The organism is Streptomyces neyagawaensis (genome assembly GCF_023516595.1).
In the GTDB taxonomy this organism is placed as follows: Bacteria; Actinomycetota; Actinomycetes; order Streptomycetales; family Streptomycetaceae; genus Streptomyces; species Streptomyces neyagawaensis.
In genome coordinates this window covers 1-17,792 of record NZ_JAMGBG010000177.1, presented here as the reverse complement: position 1 = coordinate 17,792, position 17,792 = coordinate 1, and the positions used below count along the sequence as shown (strand labels likewise).

Here is a 17,792-nt window from a genome sequence, read left to right as displayed (position 1 = left end):
CCGCTGGGCAGACGGAGAAGGTGGCCGCCCCCGCTTCGGTCAGTCGGCCGTGCGCCTGCCGCAGTGGGTGGCGACGGGGCAGCGAGTCTCGGCCTTCCCTCGTATGCGCGGAGGGTGACGAGTTCGCTGCCGATGCGTCTACGGTGCTGAGTGGCGCGGATGGCTGCGGGCTGCGGCTCGGGCTTCTCAGTGTGGGCCGTCGGTGGGGGCGGTCTGCCAGGCCATCACGGCGGCGAGGGCCGAGACGAGTGCAAGGGCGGCGAACAGGTGGGGGTAGCCGCCGAGCGGGAGGGCCAGGGCGGTGCCGGCGAAGGGGGCGAGTGCGGAGGCGGTGATTGCGGGAGCGGCGAGGAGTCCGGAGAGGCAGCCGTAGCGGTGGGTGCCGCACCGGTCGGTGATGGCGGTGGCCTGCAGCAGGGTCAGGTTGCCGCGGACGGTGCCGGCGAGGACGGCCAGGGTGGCCAGCAGGGGGTAGGGCCCGGGGATGAGCGCGAAGGCGGCGGTGGTCGATCCGCCCAGGGCGATGAGGACAGCGGCGCGCAGGGCCGGCGGGCTTCGGCGGGCCAGAGTGGCATACAGGGTGCGGCCGAGGGTCTGTCCGGCTCCGCCCAGTCCTAGGGCCCAGGCGGCCTGGGCGGGGCCGTAGCCGCGGTCGAGCAGCAGAGGAACGAGGGTGATGACGACCGCGTACATCGCGAACGCCGACAGGGTCACGGCGGCGGCCAGGAAAAGAAAGGGGCGGCTGCGGGCGATGGCGGCCGTGCTGAGGGCCTTGCCGGTTGATGTGCGTGCCACAGCGGGCGGCCAGGGGCCGCGCAGTGCAAGGGCGTGGGCGGGCACAGTGACGGCGGCGAGGACGGCGGCCAGGATCAGGTAGGTGTGCCGCCAGCTGTAGTGGCTGGCCAGCAGGGCGGTCAGGGGGGCGAAGACGGTGGAGGCCAGGCCGCCGGCGAGGGTGACGACGGTCAGAGCACGAATGTGCTCGGGGGCCCACCAGCGGGTGAGCGCGGCGAAAGCCGGCTGGTAGAAGGTGGAGGCCATGGCGAGCCCGGCCAGCAGCCACCCGATGCTGAACAGGGCCAGGTTGGGCGCGGCGGCGATGATGATCAGGCTGGCCGTGCCCACGACGGAGCCGGCGGTCATGACGGTGCGGGGGCCGCGGGCGTCGAGGATGCGGCCGATACGGATGCCGGCCACGGCGGAGACGACCAGAGCGGCGGAGAACGCGCCGGTGGTCGTGGCCGCGCTCCAGCCGGTGGCAGCCGGTGGTGCTGGAGGCGTCCGGCTGAGCGGCCGCTGCCCGTGGGCCGAGTCCTACCTGCAGCCACTCGCCGACGTCCTCGGCGACCGCGTCCGCACCGGTGCCACCGTCACCGGAGTGTCCCGCACCGGCCGGGACCGGATCGTCGACGCCGATCGTGAGGCCCAGCCGTTCGTCGTGCACGTCGCCCACGCCGACGGCCGTGAGGAGCGCGTCTTCGCCCGCGCCGTCATCGACGCCTCGGGCACCTGGGCCACGCCAAGCCCGGCCGGCGGCAGTGGGCTGCCCGCCCTCGGCGAGAAGGCCGCCGCGGACCGGATCACCTACCGCGTCCCGGACGTGAAGAACCCCGCCGTCCGCGCCCGGTATGCAGGCAAGCGCACCGCCGTGATCGGCTCCGGCGCCTCCGTCTTCACCGCCCTCGCCTACCTCGCCGACCTGGCGAAGTCCGACGACGGCGCGGGAACGAAGGGGTTGTGGATTCTGCGCCGGGGCATCTCGGGCTCCACCTTCGGCGGTGGCGAAGCCGACCAGTTCCCGGCGCGTGGCGCCTTGGGTCTGGCGGCGAAGGCCGCCGTCGACGAGGGCCATGCGGACGCGGTCACCGGCTTCCGTACCGAGGCGATCGAGCGCGACGCCGACAGCCGCCCGGTCCTGGTCGGCGAGGACGGGCGCCGCCTGGACGCGGTCGACGAGGTGATCGTGCTGACGGGTTTCCGTCCCGACCTGTCCTGCCTGGACGAGCTGCGCCTGGGCCTGGACGAGCGCCTCCAGACACCGGTCGCCCTGGCTCCGCTGATCGACCCCAACCAGCACTCCTGCGGCACTGTCTACCCCCATGGCCACCGCGAGCTGTCCCACCCCGAACCCGGCGTGTACCTGGTCGGGATGAAGTCCTACGGCCGCGCCCCGACATTCCTGGCGATGACCGGCTACGAGCAGGTCCGCTCCGTCGCCGCGGCGATCGCCGGCGACCTCGAATCCGCCGACCGCGTGGAACTGACTCTTCCGGAGACCGGAGTCTGCGGTGGCGCGGGCCTGTTCGACACCCCCGACGCCCCTCAGACCAACAGCGGCGGCTGCTGCGCGCCCGCGCCGCAGCTCATCCAGCTCGACGCCCCCGCCGCAGTCGGGGCGGCTGCCGAGCAGACCCCGGCGGGCGGCTGCTGCGGTTCGTGACCGCGCCCGGGTCGCGACCGGAACGGGGGACCGGTCGCGACACGTCCACCGTCATGACCGTCGGCTCTGTGCTCTGTAGGACTTCCGGCTCGACGCTGCTTGCGGCGATGATCTGACGAGCTTGCCGATGGCCGCGATGGTGGCGACCCGACGCCTGGGAGATCGCTTCAGTGTCTGACCTGCCTGCCCCGAGCTCGACGGGTGTCCGTATCGCTGGAGACCGCTACCAGTGGCTGGCTGCCTGGCAGGCGTGTGTCGCCGCGATGAGAGACGCGGCGCTGCGCGCACCCAACCCGGTGGTGGCGGTCGGAGCCGAGGTCGACGATGCGGGGAACCTGGATGACGTCGTCTTGTACCGGCAGGTGCCACCGCACACGTACATGCAGGTCAAGTACGCCGCGGACAGTTCCACTCCGGTCAACGAGGACTACCTCCTCAAGCTCAGTGATCGCGGCGGCCCTTCGATCCTGCAGAAGATGGCGCAGGCCTGGCAGCAACTCACCAAGGACGGAACTCCGGTCGATCTGGCGTTGCTGAGCAACCGGTCTCCGGACGCAGAAGACCCGCTGGTCTCACTGCGGGATTCCCGCACCCAGCTCCTGCTCCCGAAAGCGGCGCAGCAGGGCCCGCGGTCGAAGAAGGGACAGGCACGCAGGCGTTGGGCCGACGCCGCAGGGCTGACCGAGGAGAGGCTGCTGAACCTGCTGAAGGTGCTGCGCTTTGACCTGGCACGCGACGTGATGCACCTGCACGAGCACTTGCAGATGCTGATGTTCGCCGCTGGACTGCGGTTCAGTGAGGAGGCCATGCACTCCGGCGCCGACTGGGTGGCCCGCCAAGTCGCCGACGGGCAGCGCCGCTTGTCCCTGGCGGACATCAGGGAGGCCATCCGGAACCTGCACCTGGAAGCCGGCTCATCGCGTCGGGTGCTGTCCATCGCCACCCTGAAACCGGATCCCATGGCCGAGGACGCCGACTACGCATTGGACTGGGTGGACCGCTTCGAGGGAGCCTCACCATACGTGAAGCGACGCCCGCTGGCCCCGGCAACCTGGGCGCAGTTGCAGGTGGACATCGAGGCCGCTCCGTATCGGATGCCGCCAGGCACCACCACCGTTGCCGTCACCGGCAGCCTGCGTCTGGCGCCCGCGTTCTTGGTCGGTGCCGCCTTCCGCATGGTGGCCGGCTCGGACCTCGCCGTCGCTCAACGTGACCAGCTGTGGTCATCCACCGCACCGTACGAGACCCCGCTGACACCAGCCGTCGACGAGCACGCGCTCGACCTCGGACCGGATCTTGCCGTAGCCGTCGCGGTCGCCACCGATCCCACGCAGGACGTGCTGGACTTCCTGCGCGAGCATCACGTGCCCGTCTCCCGGCTGCTGGTCCTGCGCCCGCCCGGCGGGGCGAAGGACAACTCCATCCCGGACGCAGCGACGGCCAGCGCCCTGGCCGTCGGTATCCGGGACCTGCTGCGTCGTGCCTGCCGCGCTCACCCCGCGATCCACCTCTTCCAGGCCGGCCCCAAGGGCCTGGCCCTGCTGCTGGGCAACCGGTGGAACCGGCTGCGCCCCACCACCGTGTACGAGGACGTCAACGCCCAGCAGGTGTACGAAAAGGCCTTTGTCATCGACGCATGAGGGCCCGGCAAGCCCTCTACGACCCCGACGCCGCGGGCGGCGTCGTGCCGCGCGCTAGGCGCAGGTCGTGGTGGACCAGGGTGAGGCGGTCGCGGGCCGTCAGCCAGCCCAGCGCGACGGCGACCGGCAGCGGGCCGTGAAAGAACAACAGCCCCTCCACCGCTGTGGTCCCGCCCAGACGCTGCGCCCACTCCTGCCGTGCTGTCTGCCAACACTCCCACACGTAGGTGGTCATCGCGGCGTAGAGAGCGGAATCGTCGGGCAGGTAGGCGTTGCCGGTGTCGACGACGACGTAGGCGCCGCACGGACCGTTCTCATGGACAGGCCCCGGCAGTTGGTAGCCGGTGTGGTGTTCTGGCCCGTAGGCGACCTGTCCGGTTGCCGCCACGTAACGGGCGTCGTCGATCATTGAGCCGGCCGATGCCAGACGTACGATCAGCGCGATCCGGTGACGCTGCTGTCCGGCTGCGGCGGATACCTCCACGAGCGGCGGACGGCCGTGCACGGGGGACGCCAGGAGCTCGGTGACCCGCGCGCGCTGCCGGGGAGCGAGCGCAGCACGCAGGGAGCTCCCGAGATCGACTCCAGGCACCACGGAGCGCCCGGCCTGCTGCGACAGATGCATCACGGCCAGCGACAGCTGTGCATCGTCTGCCAGGCGTCGGCCCAGAAGGAACCCGTCCTGCAGATGGGCAAGCACATACAGCGCGACCTCAGGCTCCGCTCCGCCGACGGTCCGCAACTCTTCAATCTGTGCGTCGATGAGCCTGGCCACGAAGTCGGCGACATCTGAACGGTTCTGCGCAGAGTGCTCGCCGGGCCACAGGACCGCGCGGTCGACGACCAGCGTCGTGCTGTGCGCGGCGCGGGAAGCACTCTTGAGTGCCGACACCCGCGAGGCTTGCGTGCGCTCCGCCGGATACAGGCTGATCACCACGCCGAGCCCGCGGGGGCGTTGCAGTACCCACCCCACCAGCACCAGGACGAGAGCGCTTGTGAAGACCACGACAAACACCCACTGCCGCGTGGTCCACTGCTCCAGGATGCTCGGTACAACACCGAGCGCGACGGCCGTGGAGACCGCCATCAGGACGGTACCGCCGCCCTCCCGGGAGAGCAGCAGCTGCCTCAGCTGCCCATGCCACCTCACACGTGCCTCCGGTCTCCACCTGAAGTCTCCTTCGCTGTATGCCCGCGAAGACGCGAAGATCCCGTCTTTCCCTCCGGTCGGCCGTGTCGTCCTCCTGCCGTTGGCCGAGGCCTGCATCGGGGGCCGGCACGGGCCCTTGATGCGAGGCAAGAGCTCGGACGGTGCGTTTCACCTGCATAAAGTACGCGGCTGGAATGCGGATGGGCACTGCCGTAAAAGATCATCTAGTCCTGGTGCAGGAGGGTTTGTCAGTGGTGGGTCTTACTGTGGTGAACGAGCAGCCGTAGATGCCTGTTTGTGGCCGCTGGCCCCCGTCCGGGAGGCGGCGGACCCGACGTGCACCCGGGCTGGACGACGCGCCTGAGGAGGCACACCGCATGGGGATCGACGACGCATTCGACACATTCCAGAAGACGGTCAACGAAGACATAGACAAGACCAGACTCGCCCGCGAGCGCAGAGACCTGTTCAAAACCGCGCTGCTGAGCGAACCGGACATCCTGGAGACGTTCGGCTCGGGCTCCCTGAGCCGCAGCACGCAGCTCAGGCCCATCCATGATGTCGACGTCGTCATCGTCTACGACTCGGACGAGCACCCCGACTGGGGAAACGACGGCCCGAGCGCCCAGGACGCCCTCGAACACGTCCGCACCCAGGTCAACCGGCTGCTGAGCCAGACCAACGGCACCCATGCCAACGAGGTCCGGCACACTCTCCTGCGCAATCACGCAGTCAAGTGCTTCCTGGACGACACGGAGGACCCGGAGGCCTTCACCGTCGACGTCATGGCGGCCCTGCGCCAGGAGGACGGCTCGCTGCTCATCCCCGAAAAACTGAACACCCGGTGGGTCCCGGCCGACCCGGAGTACCTCATCGACCAAGTCGCCGACCACCAGCGGGACTGGCCGCACTTCCGGCCCCTGGTCAGGGTCCTCAAACAGTGGAGGCTCACCGCCCCGGTCGAGGGACGCATCAAGTCTCTCGTCATGGAGGTCCTCGCCCTCAACTGTATGCCCAGGTCCGGCAACCGCCCGCAGGCGCTAAAGACGTTCTTCACCGCCGCCGCGGTCTGCGTCCACGAGGGCGTGTGGGACCCGGCGGGCCTGTGCGGTCAGATCCAGCCGGACCTGGACCATGCAGGTCTGTCCGACGCCTTCGCCGAGGCAGCAGACCTCGCGGAGCGGGCCTGCGTTGCTGCCGCCGAGGGAGACACAGACAACGCGCTGCGCCTGTGGCAGAAGATCTTCGGCGACGACTTCCCGGCCCCTGCCGCTCTGGCCAAGCCCGCCTCACCGATCACCGGGACACCCGCGCTCATCACCCCGCGGCCCATCAAGGACGCACCCCAGGGATGACCACCGCACACACGCCCAACGGCCGCACGCACCAAACCTGGTGGGCGTGCGAACCGCGCCGACTGCACCGTGACCATGCGGAGATCACCGCTCAGTTCCCCGGCCTCGTCTGGAACGAGGCCGGGGCAGGGAGTTGGGACGGCAGGTTGCCGCGCTGGCCATTTGAGAGGCTCGAGCCCGAGCATCTCACCGCCTGGATCGGCGAGGAAGGGCTCCTTCTGCGTCTGGAGTACAGCCAGGCCTACCCCATGGTGGCGCCCCGGCTCGTTCCCGTGGAGCCACTGCCCGAACCGTTTGAATGGACCCAGCACCGCTGGCACGTCAACGGTGACGCCAGCCTGTGTCTTCTGCGGGACGACGTATGGACGGGCCGCGAGTCGGTTGTCGATCTGTTGCTGAAGGCCGCCGGCTGGCGGATCGAGTACGCGTTGATGAAACACCAGATGATCGAGCAGATGACCGGCAGCGGTATCGTCACCGACGATCGCCTCGACCACTTCCTGGCCCAGCCCCCGCCACCCGAGGACACCACTGGCCCTGAGCCGGACACCGGCGGACAGGACGGTCCCTCGTGCTGATCCTCATCCCACAGGACGCCGCGACCAGACTCCGCGCCTCGGGCGCGTGGGGCCGACTGTCGTTGCGTATCAGCCATCCGGACGACCTAGCGGTGGTGGGCGGTATCTCTGAGGGCGGCGGCTCCATCATCTCGGTCGACCCGCCGCCCCCCGCCCCCCGCCTGCTCGCCGGCTGCGACTCCCGTCCTACCGGCTACTGGTACCAGGCCAAGAGTGAACTGCACGCGCTCTGGCACCTCCTGCGGGCACGGCGGGGCACGTCCATGAAGCTGGACGCCTTCAGGGACGCGGTGCCCAGTGGTTTCAAGACGCCGGGGGAAGGCGGCTATGTGGCCATCACCCACGCCCCCGGCGTGAAGGACGCCTTCCCCGAAAGCGGCCTGCCCGACCTCGTCGCCTGGCACGTCACCCGCGCGGGCTTCCAGCCCATCGAGGCGTCGGCCGAGCCCGAAACTACTGGAATTAGGCAACTCGCCGGTCACTGGCCTGTAGAGGAACTGCAGAACACCCGCATCATGCTGGTCGGGGCGGGCAGCATCGGCTCGGCCACCGCCCACGCTCTGGCCGGCTACGGCGTCGGCCATCTCACCCTCATCGACCCCGACCGCCTCGACTGGCACAACCTCATCCGGCACACCAGCGCCCGCCGACACATCGGCCGACACAAAGTTACTGCCCTCGCCGAGGAACTCGCCGCACTGCGCCCCGACACCACCGTCAGCGCTAAGGCCCTGGACGTCATCGAGCACGCCGACCACATCCGGGCCCTCCTCGCGGACACCCACCTCGTCGTGTGCACGGCAGACGGAGTGGCCCCGCGCCGCGTCACCGGCCACTTGGCCCGCCGCGCCGGCCTCACCGCAGTGCTCGCGTGCGTCCTGCAGGACGGTGCCCTCGGCGAGATCCTGCGACTGCGCCCCTGGCCCCAGCACGGCTGCCTCACCTGCAGACGCCGGAGCCTCGCCGAGGCAGGCGGCCTCGACCCCGAGCCCGCCCTGGACGCCGGGTACGGCACCGGCACCCGCCACCGGCCGATGACCGCCGTCGGCTCCGACCTGCATCTGGTGGCCAAGCTCGCAGCCAAAACCGCCGTCGCCACCGTCCTCCAACGTGCCGGACACCCCGACCAGCGACTGCCGGGAGAGCATGCCCTGTTCGGCCTGCGTCGCCAACCCGACTGGGCCCCACCCTTCGACCTCGGCCACACGGCCGAGCTGCGCTGGCTTCCCGCCACACCACCGAGATCCGGCTGCCCCACCTGCGAAGCCCCATGACCCAGCAGCCCGTCACTGCCGTGCACCTCACCGCCCAAGCCACCCGAATCGTCACCACCGAACTGCGCACGGCCGACCACACCACGGAGACCGGAGGCATCCTGCTGGGCCACCACACCCACGACATCGTCACCGTCCACTACGCCGGAACCCCCGGTGTCCAGGTACTCCTCTGAGTGCACCACCGAGTACGAAGTTATGTGCGCCACTGCTCAGGCCACGTCGGTGTCTCGCTCGATGGCCTGGAGGCGGTTCTTTAGCCGGTAGCTGTTGCCGTTGATCGAGACGACTTCGCAGTGGTGCAGGAGGCGGTCGAGGATCGCGGTGGCCAGTACCTCGTCGCCGAAGACCTGGCCCCATTCGCCGAAGGTCTTGTTCGAGGTGAGGATGATCGAGCCCTTCTCGTAGCGCTTGGAGATGACCTGGAAGACCAGGTTCGCCTCGGCCCGTTCCAGTGGCTGGTAGCCCACCTCGTCGACCACGAGGACGCTGGGGCGGAGGTAGCTGGTGAGCTTGCTGATCAGCCGGCCCTGGTCTTCGGCGGCCTTGCACCATGTCCGGCTCCGGGTGCCGCTGGCCTGTTTTATCGATCTTGGCCTGGGGCTCCCTTGGAGACCGCTGATAGATTCCTGCGGTGAGCGAGCAACTGCCCAGCGGCGGGATTGAACTGTCACCCGGCGAGATCGACGCCCTCCACGTCAAGTGGTCGTCTTGCTGGACCCCGAGTGAGGTTGCGCAGCAGTTGGCCGGGATCGGCACGCCCTGGTACGTGGCCGCGGGCTGGGCGCTGGACCTCTTCCGTGGCAGGCAAACGCGCGCTCATGGGGACATCGAGATCGCGATTCCGGCCGCGCGCTTTCCTGAGGTCCGCTACCGCTTCCCCGGATACGTCTTCGACGCGGTAGGCAGTGGCCGGATCTGGGAGGACGCCATACCGGAGGTGCTGGCGCCGTACATCAGACTTGGCTCCGCGATCCGGCCACCGGCAACTACCTGCTCGACGTGTTCCGCGAACCGCACGACGGCGACACCTGGATCTGCCGACGAGATGAGAGGATCCGGCTTCCCTACAGCGACGTCATCCACCGCACCCGAGACGGCATCCCGTATCTGGCGCCCGAACTGGTCCTGCTGTTCAAGGCAAAGCACGCCCGTCGCAAAGATCAATCAGACTTCAACGCGACCGTCCCACACATGTCCCCGGCTCAGCGCGAGACCCTGGCCGAGCTACTCGACCGCGTACACCCGGGGCACCCCTGGATTGCGGATCTGTAGCTGGCTCCCCGAGGAAGCCAGTCTGCGCCGATCTCCTCGGCCAGGGCGTCGGCCTGCTCGACTGCTCCCGCCGCCTCAACCTGGCCCTGAAAACCGTCAAACGCTACGCCCGCATGCCCGAACCCCAGGCCCTGCGTATCGCCCCGCCTACCGGCCCACCCTCGTCGACCCCTACCGCGAGCACCTGCGCCGGCGCCGTGCCAAAGATCCCGCCGTCCCGGTCACCCACCTCCTTGAAGAAATCCGGGAGTTGGGCTACACCGGCAGCGCCAATCTGCTGGTCCGCTACGTCAACCAGGGCCGCGCCGAAGGCGACCGCCCGTCACCACCCCACGTCACGCCAGCCGCCTCCTGCTCACCGATCCCGAAAACCTGCGCCCGAAGGAAACGGCCCTGCTGGAGAAGATCTCTGCGGCCTGCCCGGAGATGACCGCACTCGCCGATCTCGTACGCGGCTTCGCCACCCTGCTGAAACCAGCCGAGGGCAACGACGTGAAACTCATCGGATGGATCACGACCGCCCGGGCCATCGGCCTGCCTCACGTGCGCAGCTTCACCAATGGTCTCGAATCGACCGGGCCGCCGTGAACGCCGGCCTCACCCTGCCCTACCACAACGGCCGCACAGAAGGCGTCAACACCCGCACCAAGAGGATCATGCGACAGATGCACGGACGCGCCGGATTCCACCTCCTCCGCCACCGCATCCTCCTGCCCTGACGGCTACTCCGCGTTACCATCGACTACGGGCCAGAGCCGTTAAGGTTGACACACCCTCTGGGGGCTGCTGTCAGAGCCGGTCTCCGCAGTGGCCGGCGAGACCCGCCGACGGGCGGCCGGGAACCGTACCGCGCGGCAGACGAGGGGCCAGACTCCTTGCGGGGCGAACCGCACGATCAGGACCAGCAGGAGACCTTCGATGACCAGGGACAGCGTCTGCTGGTCCTGGAGCAGACGGGTCAGCCCGTAGTAGACGACACCCACGCCGACGACAGGTCCGAGCACGGTGCCCGCGCCGCCGACCACGGACATCAGGACGGCGTTCAGGCTCCAGTTGACGCTGGCCACGCCGTCTGGGGAGATGACGACAAACTGGAAGGCGATCACTGCTCCGGCCAGCCCCGTGAGCGCGCTGGTGGGGACCAGTGCGGCGAGCCGGTGCCAGTAGACGGACACACCGAGGCCCGCAGCGGCCGGCTCGTTGTCGCGTACGGCGGTGAGCCGCAGTCCGAAGGCGCTGTGCCGGACGTAGAGCGTGAGCGCCATGGCCAGGGCGGCGACGAGGACCGCGATCTGGTACAGGTTGCCGCCGCTGGGGATCCGCTCCGTGGGGAGAGTGAGGCCGCTGGCACCGCCGGCCCAGTTCCAGTTGCTGAGCAGGGCCTGGATGGCGATGGAGACGGCCAGGGTGCCCACGGCGAAGTAGTCGCCGCGCAGCCGCAGCAGCGGTACGGCGAGCAGCAGGGCGAGCAGTGCCGCGCCGACGCCCGCGCCGAGGAAAGCGACGGGCCAGGGCAGGCCGGTGTGGACCAGGGTCAGGGCGGTGGTGTAGCCGCCGGTCGCCATGAACGCGGCGGCGCCGAGGGAGATCTGGCCGCTGAAGCCGGCGAGGACGTTCCAGGCCTGGGCGATGGTCAGATACGTCAGCAGGGTGACGCTCAGGTCCAGCTGTCCCAGGGAGAGCGCCGGGGCGAGCGCAAAAGCGGCGACGGTGAGGGCCGCGAGGGAGGCCGCGGGCCACAGGGCCTTCGATGCCCCTGTTGGGACGGACGGGGTTTTCATCCGGTGGCCGCCTTTCGGAACAGGCCCTGGGGGCGTACGGCGAGGACGAGGAAGAAGGCGAGGTAGACGACGACGTCGCGCATGCCGCCGCCGAACAGCTGGACACTGGCCGACTGCAGGACGCCGAGAGCGATGCCGGCGAGGAGGACCCCGCCGACGCTGCCGATGCCGGCCAGGGCCATCACGGCCATGCCGGTCAGCAGCAGTGGCAGCCCGCTGGTGGGAGTGAAGCTCTGGGCGACGCCGGTCAGGACTCCTCCGGCTGCGGCCAGGGCCGCGGCTCCGGCGAAGGTCATGGCGTACACCGTCGACACGTTGATGCCGAGCACGGCGGCGGTGGCCGGGTCTGCCGAGGCCGCCCGGACCGCGCTTCCGGCACGCGTACGGGTCAGGACGAGGTGGGTGGCGGCGCACAGGACGGTGGTCAGCGCGAAGGCAATGAGATAGATCGTCTGGATCCGCAGGCCGAGGACGGAGATGCCCGAGTCGGCGTAGGAGGCGGGCAGACTCTTGGGGTGGGTGCCGAACACGCCCTGGAACAGTGCCTGGGCGAGCAGGGACAGCCCGAAGGTGCCCACCAGCGGCGCGCTCTTGTCCCCTCTCAGGAGAGGGGTGAGCAGATACCGCTGGAGGGGATAGGCGATCAGGGCGACGCCCGCCATGGCGAGGGGCAGGGCCAGCAACGGGTCCCAGCCGGAGTCCACCACCAGCAGGGATGCCAAGTAGGCGCCAGCGATGACGAGTTCGCCGTGGGCCAGGTTCATCAGGCCCAGTACGCCGAACACCAGGGAGATGCCCAGTCCGATCAGGGCGTAGAGGCCGCCGGAGAGGATACCGGCGGCCAGGACGTCGAGGGTCACGATGTGCTCCGTTCGTTCACGCTCGTGGCGGGTCGTGGCGCGCTCATGCCGGGCCTCAGCCGAGCCCGGTCAGCGAGGCGAGCGGGGAACCGCCCTTGGCCGGCCAGACCTGCTTGATGGCGCCGCCTTCCCATTGACCGATGAAGGTGGGGGTCACGCTCTTGTTGTCCACGAACTTCACGGGGCCCTGCGCGGAGACGGTGGTGCTCTTGGCCAGTGCCTTGTTGATGGCGTCGGCGTCGGTGCTTCCGGCGGACTTGATGGCGTCCAGGAGGATGGTCGCCTCGTGCAGTCCGAGGGCGACCGAGCCGAGGTCGGTGAGGTTGGTGTACTTCTTGCCGTACTTGCTGACGATGAGGTTCGTCTCCGGCAGGCCGGCCGTGTCGGACCAGTTCAGCTGGACGAGGGTGCCGTCGCCGAGCTTGCCGAGGGAGCCCCAGCCGGGCGTCTGCGCGCACTGCACGCCGACGGCGACCTTGGGCTTGTAGGCCAGGGCTTTCATCTGCTTCCACATCGCGAAGCAGTCCGGAGGGGCCATGGCTGCGATCAGCACCTGCGCGTGCGAGGACTTCCCGGCCTTGATGACGTCGGAGAAGTCGGTGGTGCCGGTGGGGACGGCCTTGGTGGCGGCGATGGTGAAACCGGCCTTCTTGCCGGTGGCACCCCACAGCTTGCCGGTGGAGATGCCCTGTGCGTCATTGTTGGTGACGATCAGCGTCTTCTTGTCGGTCTTGGCCCCGGCGGCGACGGTGTAGAAGTCCTTGGCCCCGTCGGCGAGTGACTGGAAGGAGTCCCAGGTGTAGCCCTTGCCCTTGGGCAACAGCTCGACGGGGAGGGCGCCCATCACCAGCGGCACCTTCAGCGCGTCGGCCTGGCCCTGCATGTCGATGTTCTGTTGGCAGCACGAGCCCAGCAGCCCCACGACGTGGTCCGTGAGCGCCAGGGAACGCACCTGCTGCACCATGGTGTTGGTGTCACTGCGGTTGTCGAGCACCTTCAGCTCGACCTTCCGCTTCTTCCCGCCCACTTCCAGGCCGCCCTCGGCGTTCACCTTCTGCACGGCCAGGAGGTAGCCGTCGCGGATCTGGTTGAGGACGGTGGTGCCGGACAGCGAGATGCTGGTCCCGATGACGATGGGGCCGCCGTCGTCGTTCTTGCCGCCGCTGCTGCTCGAGGCGTTGCCCGCACAGCCCGCGGTCGCGGCTAGCAGTGCGGCCGCGCCGAGTGCGTGGATGCGGCGGCTGGTGGATCTGATCACGAGAGGTCTCCTTCGGATGCGCTGAGCGGATGGGGAGCGGAGGGGACGGGGGGTGGGGAGGAGCCGGCGGCGGATGCGGCGTCGGCGGTGCCGAAGTAGGCGGCGTCCAGGGCCTGGTCGCTGAGCAGGGCCTCGGGGCTGCCGCTGTAGGAGACACGTCCGCGGGAGAGCACGACGGCGTGGTCGGCGATGCCCAGCGCCCGCTTGACGTTCTGCTCCACCAGCACGATCGCGACGCCCTGGGAGTTGATCTCGGCCAGCGCCCTGTACAGCGCGTCGATGGCCACCGGTGCGAGCCCGAGCGAGATCTCGTCGCAGATCAGCACCTGAGGGTCGGCCATGAGAGCCCGTCCCACGGCCAGCATCTGCTGCTGGCCGCCGGACATGGTCCCGGCCGGCTGGTCGGCACGTTCGGCCAGCACCGGGAAGATCGCGTGGACACGCTCCATACGACCGCGTACCTCATCCCTGGCCAGTGCCAGCGGGGCACCGAGCATCAGGTTCTCGGCGACGGTGAGGCCGGTGAAGATACGGCGGCCTTCCTGGCAGTGGGCGATGCCCAGGCGCGCCCGGTGGTGGGTGGCCATGCCGGTGATGTCCTGGCCGAGGGCGTGCACGGATCCCGACCTCGCCTCGACGGCGCCCATGATCGTGGCGCACAGAGTCGACTTGCCGGCCCCGTTGGCACCCAGCACGGTCACAATCTGCCCGGCCTGGACGCGCACCGAGAAGTCCCGCAGTGCGAGCATGTCGCCGTAACCGGCGCTGACCGATTCGAGAGCGAGTACAACAGCGGCATCCGATGCCGTGGGGGTGGCCGCACGTCGGGCGGCAGGCGTCCGCGTCTCGTCGCCGTCGCCGAGGTAAACGGCACGCACTTCCTCGTTGGCGGCGATCTCGGCGGGTGCGCCCTCGGCCATGGGGCGGCCCCAGTTGAGGACCAAGACACGGTCGACGAGTTCTCGTACCACCCGCTCGATGTGCTCGACCAGAAGCACGGTGATGCCCTGGGCGTGGACCTGGCGGATCAGGTCGATCGCCTCGTCCAGCTCGCGGCCGACGAGCCCCGCCGCGACCTCGTCGAACATGAGCAACCGGGGACGGGTGGCCAGGGCCCGCGCCACCTCCAGTCGCTTCAGGTCCAGGACCCGCAGGGAGTCAGCGGGACGGGACGCCTTGATGTCCAGTCGGCACTGAGCGAGGATCTCGTCGATCCCGTCGGAGTGCAGGTGCGGTCGGCCCGCCATGGCTCCGATGCGTACGTTGTCCCGGACGGTCAGTCCGTGGAAGGGCCGCGGGACCTGGTGGGCCAGCGCGACACCGGTGCGGGTGATGCGGTGCACCGGCATCCGGTCCAGTCGCTGCTTTCCCAGCCAGACCTCGCCCTCGGTCGGGCGGTGAACTCCGGAGATCAGTTTGAGCAGTGTGCTCTTGCCCGCGCCGTTGGGACCGATGACAGCGACCGCCTCTCCGGACGCCACCGAGAGGTCGACGCCGTCGAGAGCCGTGACACCGCCGAAACGCTTGGCGAGTCCTCGCACCTGAAGAGGGGCTCCGGGCGAGGTGCCTCGCAGGGTTGCGGACGAGGCTGCGGTACGAGGTTCGGCCCCTGGCGGGGACGACACATCGGCATCGCCACCCCCGGCGTGGGGGGTCGTCTCAGCATCCAGTCTGTTCATGCCGTGACTCCTCACCGCCGCGCCGGGAATGCCCCCGATGTCACGCGGCGAGTGGTTGACCGTAACTTCCGCGAAGCGTACGGTCCCTCATGTCGAAACGCTAGTCCTAATTCACGGGACATTCAGAAGAGGTGCGTCACCACCACCGAGGGTCGCGATGTAGGGTCGGCAGGCAGCGCATCGGCGCCGTAACGGGCCGCCGACTGGCCGACGGATCCGACAGACGGTCCGGGGTGCTGGCTTCCAGGCCAAGGGATACCGGACGATAGACGCCTCGATCTGCGGCCGGCACGTCATCGCACGGCACAGGCGGTTATCCGGCACCACCCCCTGTGGGGGACACCGCGATCCCGCGCATCGCCAGAGGAGGCGACTCCCCGGTGGCCGCCAGAGCCTCTCATTGATGCTAGAGAGGTCCGGGTTATCAGGAGCAAGGTCCGGTCTTTCAGGATTACTTGCGAGCGCGCCCGCGGAACTCGCGCCTGGAGCGCCTCGCCAACCTGCGGCCCTCGCCTCAGGGGCGCGCCTCAGCCCTCGTGGTCGCGCAGCGCCTTCATGCCGCCGGCCCACCTCTTCGAACTCACCTTTACGGGTGGACGAATTCCGATGCAGCCGTCCCGCACATCGCTTGCCGCCGTCCGGCTGCCCCTCGTCCTGGCCGCGGGTGCGGCCGCTTCCTTCGCCGCCGCCGACGGTTCCGGCGGCACCTCGCAGCCGGCCGCCCAGGACAGCTCCGGGGGACGGCGTCGGTCAGACCTGGCCGGCCGACTACGGTGACGACACCGTCTTCGGTCACTTCGCCGCAGAGCTCACGTTCACTTCGGCGAGCCGGATGAACGGGAGGCTCACCGGGGCCGACTGACCTGGCCGAGGGATTCCCTGTACATGTCGGTGAAGGCTTCGTTGAGGCCCGGGCTCGCTTCGATGAGCTCGGTCATGCCGGGAAGGATGTCGCGGGTGTCGAAATAGGCGACACGGGAGTCCGACCCGACGGAGGCCGTGAACACGGTTTCGTACCCTCTCCGGTGCATCGCCTCCACCGCCTCGTCGAAGGCGGTCGTGGCGTAGCCGAAATGGTGGAAGCCGTATCCCCGTTGGGTGATCACGTCACGATGCACGGACGGCAGGTCGTCGACGGGCTGGATGAGTTCGTACTGCATGTGCCCGCCGAAACCGAGCGCCACGTGCGCGCGTGCCTGGGCGGGTTCACCCCGGTAGCGGGGATTCTCGCCCGCGAAGTCGCGCAGGACCGTCCACGGCCCGACCCGGAAGCTCTCGCTGAACCGAGCCATCGCCGCGTCGAGGTCCTCGACGACGAACGCCATCTGGATGAGGCCGTCGGTCGGTTGGCCGAAGTCGAACAACATGGCAAGTCCCTGATGAATCGTGAGCCGGCACAGTCGACCGGCTCCATGACGTATCGGAAGCGTGGTCCGCTCCCGGCCGCTGTCGCACCACTTCCCGCGCTGCGGGCGTGGTGGCAGGGGCACGCTCAGAACGGGCTGCCGCCCATGATCACCCGTTCCTCCGGCGGGATCGGGTCGAGACTCACGTGCACCTCCACGCAGGACGGCCGCCCGCTCTGCAGAGCCTTGGCGAGGGTGGGCGCGAGTTCGTCGAGTGTGCGGACCTGGTGGCCGTCCGCACCCAGCGCGATCGCGGCGGCGGCGTAGGAGCCGTTCTCCAGCCGGTTGTTGACCACCCTGTCCTTGCCGTGAATGATCTCCTGCGCATGCAGAGTGGCGCCCCACGCCCGGTTGTTGAGCACGACGACGACCGCTCCGAGCCCGGCGCGCACCATCGAGTCGAACTCGCCGAGGCTGTAGCCGACGGACCCGTCACCGGTCACGAGCACGACGTTCGTGTCACGAGCGGCCGCCTGTGCTCCCAGCGCTACTCCCATCCCGACTCCCATGGAGCCGAGATAGCCGTGGCAGAGGAACGCGGACACCGGCGTCTCGGAGATCGTCTCCGACAGCCAGAGGTAGGTGAGCGCGCCGTCGGCGACGACCACCGACGACTCGGGCACCGCCGCGGCGATGGCGCGTACCGTGTCGTACGGGTGGATGCGCTCGTCGTGGACGACCTGCGCGGCCACGGCCTCGCGCCGCCGCTGAAGATGCGCCCGCAGGGTGTTCCGCCAGCCCGCCAGATCCGGACCGGTGGCCTGCCCGGCCGCGAGTTCCCGGTTGAGATCCTGGAACACGGGCAGCGGATCTGCGGCGACCGACAGCGCGACCGGCTGCAGGAGTCCCAGCTCGCCACCGGAGGGATCGATCTGCACCACCCGCGCGCCGCGCGGGATCAGCGCACCCGAGCCGTGCGCAGTCGTGAGGCCGAACCGGAGCCCCGCCATGATCACCAGGTCGGGCTCTGCTCCGGACGGCAGCCCGTTCAGCCCCTGCAGCAGACCGAAGTTCACGGGGCTGAGCGTGATCGCGCCAAGGCCCTCGTAGTCCGACATCAGGGGTACGCCGAGTCGCTCGGCGAAGGCCCGTAGCT

At 69.4% G+C, this 17,792-nt stretch carries 14 protein-coding genes and 3 pseudogenes; 8 read left to right on the top strand and 9 right to left on the bottom strand.

Going from position 1 to position 17,792, the window contains the following annotated elements:
- Positions 1–186: 186 nt before the first annotated feature.
- On the bottom strand, positions 187–1,212 hold the full coding sequence (locus M8J73_RS41465) for an MFS transporter (protein ID WP_055537588.1): 1,026 nt from the start codon (positions 1,210–1,212) through the stop codon (positions 187–189).
- Here M8J73_RS41465 and M8J73_RS41460 point away from each other — a divergent pair.
- Both M8J73_RS41460 and M8J73_RS41455 read left to right on the top strand, forming a co-directional pair.
- Positions 1,100–2,440 carry an NAD(P)/FAD-dependent oxidoreductase gene (locus M8J73_RS41460; RefSeq protein WP_372504102.1) on the top strand — a complete coding sequence of 447 codons (1,341 nt, stop codon included), beginning with the start codon at positions 1,100–1,102 and terminating at the stop codon, positions 2,438–2,440. The genes M8J73_RS41465 and M8J73_RS41460 overlap by 113 nt on opposite strands.
- Before the next feature lie 170 nt (positions 2,441–2,610).
- A complete protein-coding gene (locus tag M8J73_RS41455) occupies positions 2,611–4,080 on the top strand; it encodes an SAVED domain-containing protein (RefSeq protein WP_055537589.1) in 1,470 nt (489 codons plus the stop codon).
- Positions 4,081–4,096: 16 nt separating this feature from the next.
- Here the strand turns inward: M8J73_RS41455 and M8J73_RS41450 are convergent, their stop codons facing one another.
- Positions 4,097–5,167 (bottom strand): hypothetical protein, encoded by a 1,071-nt coding sequence (locus M8J73_RS41450; RefSeq protein ID WP_157873069.1) that lies wholly within the window; start codon positions 5,165–5,167, stop codon positions 4,097–4,099.
- 440 nt (positions 5,168–5,607) lie between these two features.
- Between M8J73_RS41450 and M8J73_RS41445 the strand changes: the two genes are divergently transcribed.
- From M8J73_RS41445 to M8J73_RS41430, 4 genes are read left to right on the top strand one after another with little or no spacing between them, the layout of a single operon-like run.
- Positions 5,608–6,585 (top strand): SMODS domain-containing nucleotidyltransferase, encoded by a 978-nt coding sequence (locus M8J73_RS41445; protein WP_055537591.1) that lies wholly within the window; start codon positions 5,608–5,610, stop codon positions 6,583–6,585.
- A complete protein-coding gene (locus M8J73_RS41440) occupies positions 6,582–7,163 on the top strand; it encodes a ubiquitin-conjugating enzyme family protein (protein ID WP_055537592.1) in 582 nt (193 codons plus the stop codon). Before M8J73_RS41445 ends, M8J73_RS41440 begins: the two co-directional genes overlap by 4 nt.
- Positions 7,157–8,437: a HesA/MoeB/ThiF family protein gene (locus M8J73_RS41435; RefSeq protein ID WP_063799309.1), complete on the top strand. Its 1,281-nt coding sequence runs from the start codon at positions 7,157–7,159 to the stop codon at positions 8,435–8,437. The genes M8J73_RS41440 and M8J73_RS41435 overlap by 7 nt, the downstream gene beginning before the upstream one ends.
- Entirely contained in the window at positions 8,434–8,613 is a 180-nt protein-coding gene (locus M8J73_RS41430) for a hypothetical protein (protein WP_055542289.1), read from the top strand. Before M8J73_RS41435 ends, M8J73_RS41430 begins: the two co-directional genes overlap by 4 nt.
- A gap of 36 nt (positions 8,614–8,649) precedes the next feature.
- Here the strand turns inward: M8J73_RS41430 and M8J73_RS41425 are convergent.
- Positions 8,650–8,985 (bottom strand): annotated as a pseudogene (locus tag M8J73_RS41425) (ATP-binding protein); the annotation flags it as partial.
- 86 nt (positions 8,986–9,071) lie between these two features.
- On the opposite strand from M8J73_RS41425, the pseudogene M8J73_RS41420 reads away from it, so the two are divergent.
- Positions 9,072–9,712: pseudogene (locus tag M8J73_RS41420) on the top strand (nucleotidyltransferase domain-containing protein).
- 29 nt (positions 9,713–9,741) lie between these two features.
- Positions 9,742–10,431, top strand: a pseudogene (locus tag M8J73_RS41415) (ISL3 family transposase); the annotation flags it as partial.
- 39 nt (positions 10,432–10,470) lie between these two features.
- On the opposite strand, the gene M8J73_RS41410 reads toward M8J73_RS41415, so the two are convergent.
- The 6 genes from M8J73_RS41410 to M8J73_RS41385 form a co-directional block, all read right to left on the bottom strand.
- Positions 10,471–11,493 carry a branched-chain amino acid ABC transporter permease gene (locus tag M8J73_RS41410; protein ID WP_055542292.1) on the bottom strand — a complete coding sequence of 341 codons (1,023 nt, stop codon included), beginning with the start codon at positions 11,491–11,493 and terminating at the stop codon, positions 10,471–10,473.
- Positions 11,490–12,353: a branched-chain amino acid ABC transporter permease gene (locus tag M8J73_RS41405; protein WP_055542293.1), complete on the bottom strand. Its 864-nt coding sequence runs from the start codon at positions 12,351–12,353 to the stop codon at positions 11,490–11,492. The genes M8J73_RS41410 and M8J73_RS41405 overlap by 4 nt, the downstream gene beginning before the upstream one ends.
- Before the next feature lie 55 nt (positions 12,354–12,408).
- Positions 12,409–13,611, bottom strand: a complete 1,203-nt coding sequence (locus tag M8J73_RS41400; RefSeq protein ID WP_055542294.1) for an ABC transporter substrate-binding protein — start codon at positions 13,609–13,611, stop codon at positions 12,409–12,411.
- Positions 13,608–15,152: an ATP-binding cassette domain-containing protein gene (locus M8J73_RS41395; RefSeq protein WP_249829793.1), complete on the bottom strand. Its 1,545-nt coding sequence runs from the start codon at positions 15,150–15,152 to the stop codon at positions 13,608–13,610. The genes M8J73_RS41400 and M8J73_RS41395 overlap by 4 nt, the downstream gene beginning before the upstream one ends.
- 983 nt (positions 15,153–16,135) lie before the next feature.
- Complete coding sequence (locus M8J73_RS41390; protein ID WP_055543002.1) at positions 16,136–16,657, bottom strand: VOC family protein; 522 nt, start codon at positions 16,655–16,657, stop codon at positions 16,136–16,138.
- Between the two features lie 125 nt (positions 16,658–16,782).
- Positions 16,783–17,792 (bottom strand): thiamine pyrophosphate-dependent enzyme (locus tag M8J73_RS41385; protein ID WP_249829792.1); only part of this gene is annotated, 1,010 nt, incomplete at its 5' end.